The sequence below is a fragment of the Salibaculum sp. genome (assembly GCF_035270045.1).
Taxonomy (GTDB): domain Bacteria; phylum Pseudomonadota; class Alphaproteobacteria; order Rhodobacterales; family Rhodobacteraceae; genus Salibaculum.
This window is the reverse complement of record NZ_DATFIP010000023.1, coordinates 53,542-60,276: the sequence shown is the minus strand read 5'-3', so window position 1 is coordinate 60,276 and position 6,735 is coordinate 53,542. Positions and strand designations below refer to the sequence as shown.

The window sequence follows — 6,735 nt, the reverse complement described above, 5'->3', positions numbered from 1 at the left end:
GTTCGCCCTGTTGCAGGAACAGGTGCAGGCCGACCCGGCGCTTGGTCTCGGAGGGCCGTCCTTGCATTGGCTGCACGAAGCCCTGACCGAGACGCGCACCCTGTCCCGGCGCCGGGCCCCCGACCTGCCCTGTCTTTGTTTCCTGGGCTCGGACGAACAGATCGTCGACACCGCCCGTATCCGCGACCGCATGGCCAGCTGGCCCAGAGGCGAACTGGTGGTCCTCGAGGGTGGCAAGCACGAGGTGATCCTCGAAAAGCCCGCCTTGCGCAACGCGCTTTTCGACCGCAGCGTTGCGCTTTTCGACGATCCCCAGCGACGGGCCGCCTGACCCCGCTTTACCGGGGTCGGGCAGGCGCTAGAACTGGTCCATGAGTGCGGTTCTGACCTTCACCAAGGCCGGCATCTACTGCCCGGCGGGCGATTTCTGGATCGACCCCTGGCGACCCGTGCCCCGGGCCCTGATCACCCACGGTCACGCCGATCATGCGCGCGCGGGGATGGGCCGCTACATGGCGACCAAGGCCGCCGCCCCTGTGATCCGCCATCGGCTGGGCGCGGACATCGACCTTCAGACAACAGCTTTTACAACCCCGACCCGGATCGGCGATGCCACGGTATCTTTCCACCCGGCGGGCCATGTGCCCGGGTCGGCGCAGATCCGGATCGAGGTGGCCGGCGAGGTCTGGGTGGTCTCGGGCGATTACAAGACCGTGGACGACGGGCTGTCGGAGCCGTTCGAGCCGGTTGCCTGCCACAGCTTCATCACCGAATGCACCTTCGGTCTGCCGGTCTTCAACTGGACCCCGCAGGACGTGCTGGCCGACCGGATCAACGCCTGGTGGGCCGGGAATGCCGCCGCGGGGCGGTTTTCGCTGCTGGGGGCCTACGCCCTGGGCAAGGCGCAACGGCTGCTGCGGCTGGTCGATCCGGAGATCGGCCCGATCCTGACCCATGGCGCGATCGAGAATACCAATGCCGTGCTGCGCGGCCAGGGCATCGCCCTGCCCGCCACCGAATTGGTCACACCGGAAACCGACGTGAAATCGCGGATGGGCGCGCTGGTCCTTGCGCCACCCTCGGCGCTCGGTTCGGCCTGGGCGCGTCGGTTCAAGCCGCAATCGAGCGCCTTTGCCAGTGGCTGGATGGCCCTGCGCGGGGTGCGACGCAGGCGCGCGGCCGACCGGGGCTTCATCGTCTCTGACCACGCCGACTGGACCGGGCTGAACGACGCGATCCGCGCCACCGGGGCCGAGCGGGTTTTCGTCACCCACGGCTATACCGGCCCGTTCCGCCGCTGGCTGGCGGACCAGGGCTATGACGCGAAAATCGTGCGCACCGAATATGACGGCGAAACGCTGGACGGGGGCCTGGCCGAATGAAGGATTTCGCCCGGCTATTCACCACAGTGGACCAGACCACCAGGACAACCGCAAAGGTCGCGGCCATGGCGGCCTTTTTCGAGACGGCAAAGGATGCCGACAAGCTGTGGTGCGTGGCGCTGTTTTCCGGGCGGCGCCCGCGCCGGGTCATCACCACGACGCGGCTGCGCGAATGGGCCGCCGAACGGGCGGGCATCCCGCTGTGGCTGTTCGAGGAAAGCTACCCGGTGGTGGGCGACCTGGCCGAGACCATCGCCCTGGTCCTGCCACCCCCGGAAACGGAGACCGACCTGCCCCTGTCGCAGTGGATCGGCGAATTGCAGCGCCTGTCGAAACTTGACGAGCTGGAGCAGAAGGCCGGCATCCTCGCCGCATGGGACAGCCTTGACCGGACCGAGCGGTTCCTTTTCATCAAGCTTCTGACCGGCGGGTTCCGCATCGGGGTCAGCCAGAAACTGATGACGCGTGCGCTGGCGCAGGCCACCGGACAGGACGAGGCGGACCTGACCCACAAGCTTATGGGCGCCTGGACGCCAGAGGCCACCAGCTGGGCCGCGCTCATCGAGGCGCATGACCCCAGCGCCGACCTCAGCCGCCCCTACCCGTTCTACCTCGCCTACCAGCTGGAGGACCGTGATGCGCTCGGCCCACCCTCGGACTGGGTCATTGACCGCAAGTGGGACGGCATCCGCGGGCAACTGGTGCTGCGCGGCGGCGCGCATTACCTCTGGTCACGCGGCGAGGAATTGATGACGGACCGCTTCCCGGAACTGGGCCAACTGGTGGATTACCTGCCGCCGGGCACGGTGATCGACGGCGAGGTGCTGGCCTGGCGCGACGGCCCCCTGCCCTTCAACGCGCTGCAAAAGCGGATCGGGCGCAAGACCGTGCCCAAAAAGCTGCTAAAACAGGTCCCCGTGGTCCTCATGGCCTATGACCTGCTGGAACAGGCCGGGCAGGACATCCGCGAGACCCCCTTGCAGGATCGCCGCGCGGCGCTGGACGCGCTTGCCGCCGCCCTGCCCACGGACGCGCCTCTGCGCCTGTCGCCGGAGGTAACAGGGGAGAGTTGGGATGACCTTGCCCGGATCCGCGCCGACTCGCGCGACCACAACGCCGAGGGGTTGATGATCAAACGGCGCGCCTCGCCCTACCTGTCGGGCCGCAAGAAAGGCGACTGGTGGAAATGGAAGGTGGACCCGCTGACCGTGGACGCGGTGATGATCTACGCGCAATCGGGGTCGGGCCGCCGTGCCAACCTTTTCACCGATTTCACCTTCGCCGTGCGCGACGGCGACGGCTTCACCCCCTTCACCAAGGCCTATTCCGGGCTGACCGATGCCGAGTTTCGCCAGATCACCCAATGGGTGCGCCGCAACACGCTGCAACGCTTCGGTCCCGTCCGGCAGGTGCCGCCGGCGCTGGTTTTCGAGATCGCTTTCGAGGGCATCCAGGAAAGCCCGCGCCACAAGTCGGGCATCGCCGTGCGCTTTCCGCGCATGGCCCGCTGGCGCCACGACAAGCCGCTGGCCGAGATCAACACCCTGGCCGACCTGCACGAGATGCTGGCGCGCTACGGCTAGCACTGGTCAAGCCGGGGGCGCGCTCATAAGTAGGGACAAACCCGAACAAGGAGAGGCCCACATGACCAGACAGCCGGTATTCGACGCCAACGCCAGCGGGGGGCGGCCGCTGGGCGACCTGCCCGAATGGGACCTGAGCGATCTTTACGAAGACCCCGACGCGCCCGCGCTCAAGCGTGACCTCGACTGGCTGGAAGAGGCTTGTCGCAGCTTTGCCGCCGACTACGAAGGCAAGCTGGCCGAGTTGGACGCGGCGCAGATGCTGGAGGCCGTGCAACGCTACGAGCAGATCGACATCATCGCCGGGCGCATCATGTCCTTTGCCGGCTTGCGCTACTACCAGAAGACGACCGACCCCGAACGGGCCAAGTTCATATCGGACTGCCAGGACCGGATCACGAGCTTTACCACGCCGCTGGTCTTCTGGTCGCTGGAATTCAACCGGCTGGACGAGGAGGCGCTGCAAGACCTGCTTGCCGCCGACCCCGACCTGGCGCGCTACAAGCCCGTTTTCGACCGCATCCGCAAGATGAAGCCCTACCAGCTGTCCGACGAGTTGGAAAAATTCCTGCACGATCAGTCCGTCGTGGGGGCCTCGGCCTGGAACAAGCTGTTCGACGAAACCATCGCCGGGCTGGAATTCGAGATCGACGGCGAGGCGCAGGGCATCGAGGCGACGCTGAACCTGCTGTCCGAACAGGACCGTGCAAGGCGCGAAAAGGGCGCGCGCGAACTGGCCCGGGTCTTTGGCGCGAATGTCAGCCTCTTTGCACGGGTCCACAACACCCTGACCAAGGAAAAGGAAATCGAGGACCGCTGGCGCGGGATGCCCAGCCCGCAGGCAGGCCGCCACCTGGCCAACGACGTGGAAGCACCGGTGGTCGAGGCACTGCGCAACGCGGTCGTCGCGGCCTACCCGCGGCTGTCGCACCGCTATTACAAGCTCAAGGCCAAATGGCTTGGTCTCGACAAGATGCAGGTCTGGGACCGAAACGCGCCCCTGCCCATGGAAAGCGACCGCATCGTGGACTGGGACGAGGCGCGCGAGACGGTGATGAGCGCCTACGCCGGGTTCGACCCGAGGATGGCCGACCTCGCGCAGCCCTTCTTTGACAAGGGCTGGATCGACGCGCCGGTCAAGCCGGGCAAGGCCCCGGGCGCCTTCGCCCACCCCACGGTCAGCACCGCGCATCCCTACGTGATGCTAAACTACCTGGGCAAGCCGCGCGACGTGATGACGCTCGCGCACGAACTGGGCCACGGCGTGCACCAGGTGCTGGCCGCCCAGCAGGGCGAATTGCTGTCCTCGACCCCCTTGACGCTGGCCGAAACGGCGTCGGTCTTCGGCGAGATGCTGACCTTCCGCAAGCTGCTGGCCGAAGCGCCCAGCCAGGCCGAACGCAAGGTGCTACTGGCCGGCAAGGTCGAGGACATGATCAACACGGTGGTCCGCCAGATCGCCTTCTACGATTTCGAATGCAAGCTGCACGAGGCGCGCCGCGGCGGCGAATTGACACCGGACGACATCAACGCCCTGTGGATGTCGGTGCAGGGCGAAAGCCTCGGTCCCGTCTTCGAGTTCATGGAGGGGTACGAGAGCTTCTGGGCCTATATCCCGCACTTCGTCCACTCGCCCTTCTACGTTTATGCCTATGCATTCGGCGACGGGTTGGTGAACGCGCTTTATGCCGCCTACGAGGCGGCGCCCGAGGGCTTCCAGGAGAAATACTTCGAGATGCTCAAGGCGGGCGGGTCCAAGCATCATTCCGAGTTGCTGGCACCCTTCGGCCTCGACGCCTCCGACCCGGCCTTCTGGGACAATGGCCTGAGCATGATCGAGGGCATGATCGACGAGCTGGAGGCGATGGAAGACTGACCGGCCCGCCGGGCACGGCTGCCCCGTCCGGAGCCTCCGGCGGGGATATTTGTCGCCAGAAGAAACACGGGGGACGCGCAAAGTCGTCCCCCGTGCGAAACGCTACCGTGCGTGCGTCTCCTGGCGCGGTCATCGGCGTCCCCGCCTGTACCGCGGCTCCACCATCGCGCGTCAAGGTTAACACTCCGTTGCTTCTTCTGGCCGGAAATATCCCGGGGTGAATTGGCCGCAGGCCAAGAGGGGCAGCGCCCCTATTTCAACTGACTGTCCTTCGACCCGCGCCGGTTGACGCCGCCGCGCGGGACATTTCTGCGGTCACGCTCGGACGCGCAGTCGATGCAGAGTATGACGCCAAGGATAGCCTCGCGGCGCTTTTCGGGAATCGGCTCCTCGCATTCGGCGCAATGGGCCAGGCTTTCGCCGCTGTGGCTGGGCCGGGCCTTGAGACGGGCCAGTTCATCCCCGATCGAGGCTTCGATCTGTTCGCTCACGGCACCGTCGCGCGACCATCCTCCCGCCATTCGCCTGCCCTCCCTTGCGTCCCCAGGTCAGTCCAACTCGGTCCAAGGCCAGGGCTTCTCTTCCGAGGCGAAGGCCTGGTAGCGAGCGGCCTTGGCCACCCACATGCCCATGGTCGTTCCGAAATCGGCGGCGCGGTCGTTCGGGACCTTGTTGTTGACCAGCGTCAGGACGAACTGGATCACCGCGAGGATGCCGATGATCGTACCGGCGAAGGACAGCATGATCGCGATGATGATCATGTAGATGAGCCGGGTGAAGAGGTTTTCCGAGATCGGGCCCGCGGGGGCCGGCCGGGCGGTGTTCTCGGGCATCACGTCGTCGAACTCGTTGGGGTCGGGCATGGCGATTCCTCCTGTCGCCCCAGTCTAGCCCCGTCCGCCCTTTTCGAAAACAGCGTCGATCATGGACTGGGTCCCGCGGGCATCCTCCAGCATCCAGGGATAGGCGGTGCCGTCGCGGATCGTGCGGCCGAAATTCTCGACCTGCAGCTTGTAATGCCAATCCGAGGGGAAACGCTCGGTCCACTCTGACTCGCGATTGCGCACCTCAAGCTTCGCTTCGCCGTAGACAAGCGGGTTGAAGGGGGCCGTCAGCCGCAGCCAGCCGGTATCGCCCATGAAAAGCATCTCCTGGAAGGGATGCAGGCGCATCGAGTTGACGAAATGCGCGCTGAAGGTCTCGAAGCGGGCCGAAACCCGGGCCAGCACGTCGACGCCGTTCTCGAAGGCCAGGTCGGCATGGGTGATCTCGCGCGGGTCCTGCCCTGTCGCCCAACGGGTACTGCCGTAGGTGTAGACACCGATATCGGGGATGCCGCCGCCGCCCTTGGCGGGATCGTTGCGCACGTTGGCCGGATCGTCGGCGTTGTTGTAGGTGAAGACCCCCTCGACATGGGTCAGGGTCCCGATGCCCCCCGACCGCAGGATCTCGCGGGCCCGCCGCCATTGCGGATGGTGGACGATCATGTAGGCTTCGGTTGCCAGCAGGCCGGTCTTGTCGCGCAGGGCGATCAGGGCGTCGATCTCGTCGGCCTTCAAGGCGATGGGTTTCTCGGTCAGCACGTGCTTGCCCGCTTCCATGGCCTTCTTGGTCCATTCCACGTGCAGGTGGTTGGGCAGCGGCACGTAGACGGCGTCGATACCCGGGTCAGCGAGCAGGGCCTCATAGCTGTCATGGACCCGGACCCGTGGCTGAATCGCCTGGAACGGCGCGGCCTTGGCGGGGTCCGACGTGGCCAGGGCGGCCAGTTCGGCATTGTCGGCCATGTGGATGGCAGGGGCCATGTGGTCGCGCGCGAAACTGGCAGCGCCCAGGATACCCCAGCGGATCGGTTCGGTCATGTCGGTCCTCCCTTTGGCCCGCATGTTAGCGA

The 6,735-nt window shown here is 66.1% G+C and carries 7 protein-coding genes; 4 read left to right on the top strand and 3 right to left on the bottom strand.

Annotated features, from left to right (window positions below; translation table 11 throughout):
• The 4 genes from VJ897_RS04035 to VJ897_RS04020 form a co-directional block, all read left to right on the top strand.
• On the top strand, window positions 1-331 hold a 331-nt coding region (locus tag VJ897_RS04035; RefSeq protein WP_324053490.1), incomplete at its 5' end, for a serine aminopeptidase domain-containing protein.
• 40 nt (window positions 332-371) lie between these two features.
• The gene (locus tag VJ897_RS04030; protein ID WP_324053489.1) at window positions 372-1,382 is read left to right on the top strand and encodes a ligase-associated DNA damage response exonuclease; all 1,011 of its coding nucleotides are present in this window, start codon (window positions 372-374) and stop codon (window positions 1,380-1,382) included.
• The gene (locus tag VJ897_RS04025; protein WP_324053488.1) at window positions 1,379-2,965 is read left to right on the top strand and encodes an ATP-dependent DNA ligase; all 1,587 of its coding nucleotides are present in this window, start codon (window positions 1,379-1,381) and stop codon (window positions 2,963-2,965) included. Before VJ897_RS04030 ends, VJ897_RS04025 begins: the two co-directional genes overlap by 4 nt.
• Before the next feature lie 61 nt (window positions 2,966-3,026).
• Window positions 3,027-4,841 carry a M3 family oligoendopeptidase gene (locus tag VJ897_RS04020; RefSeq protein WP_324053486.1) on the top strand — a complete coding sequence of 605 codons (1,815 nt, stop codon included), beginning with the start codon at window positions 3,027-3,029 and terminating at the stop codon, window positions 4,839-4,841.
• A gap of 251 nt (window positions 4,842-5,092) precedes the next feature.
• Here the strand turns inward: VJ897_RS04020 and VJ897_RS04015 are convergent, their stop codons facing one another.
• The 3 genes from VJ897_RS04015 to VJ897_RS04005 are packed head-to-tail and all read right to left on the bottom strand — an operon-like array spanning window position 5,093 to window position 6,703.
• Window positions 5,093-5,362, bottom strand: a complete 270-nt coding sequence (locus tag VJ897_RS04015; RefSeq protein ID WP_324053484.1) for a DksA/TraR family C4-type zinc finger protein — start codon at window positions 5,360-5,362, stop codon at window positions 5,093-5,095.
• A 27-nt stretch (window positions 5,363-5,389) separates the two neighbouring features.
• Window positions 5,390-5,704: a DUF4389 domain-containing protein gene (locus VJ897_RS04010; RefSeq protein WP_324053481.1), complete on the bottom strand. Its 315-nt coding sequence runs from the start codon at window positions 5,702-5,704 to the stop codon at window positions 5,390-5,392.
• 24 nt (window positions 5,705-5,728) lie between these two features.
• Window positions 5,729-6,703 carry a Gfo/Idh/MocA family protein gene (locus tag VJ897_RS04005; RefSeq protein WP_324053479.1) on the bottom strand — a complete coding sequence of 325 codons (975 nt, stop codon included), beginning with the start codon at window positions 6,701-6,703 and terminating at the stop codon, window positions 5,729-5,731.
• Between the last annotated feature and the right edge of the window lie 32 nt (window positions 6,704-6,735).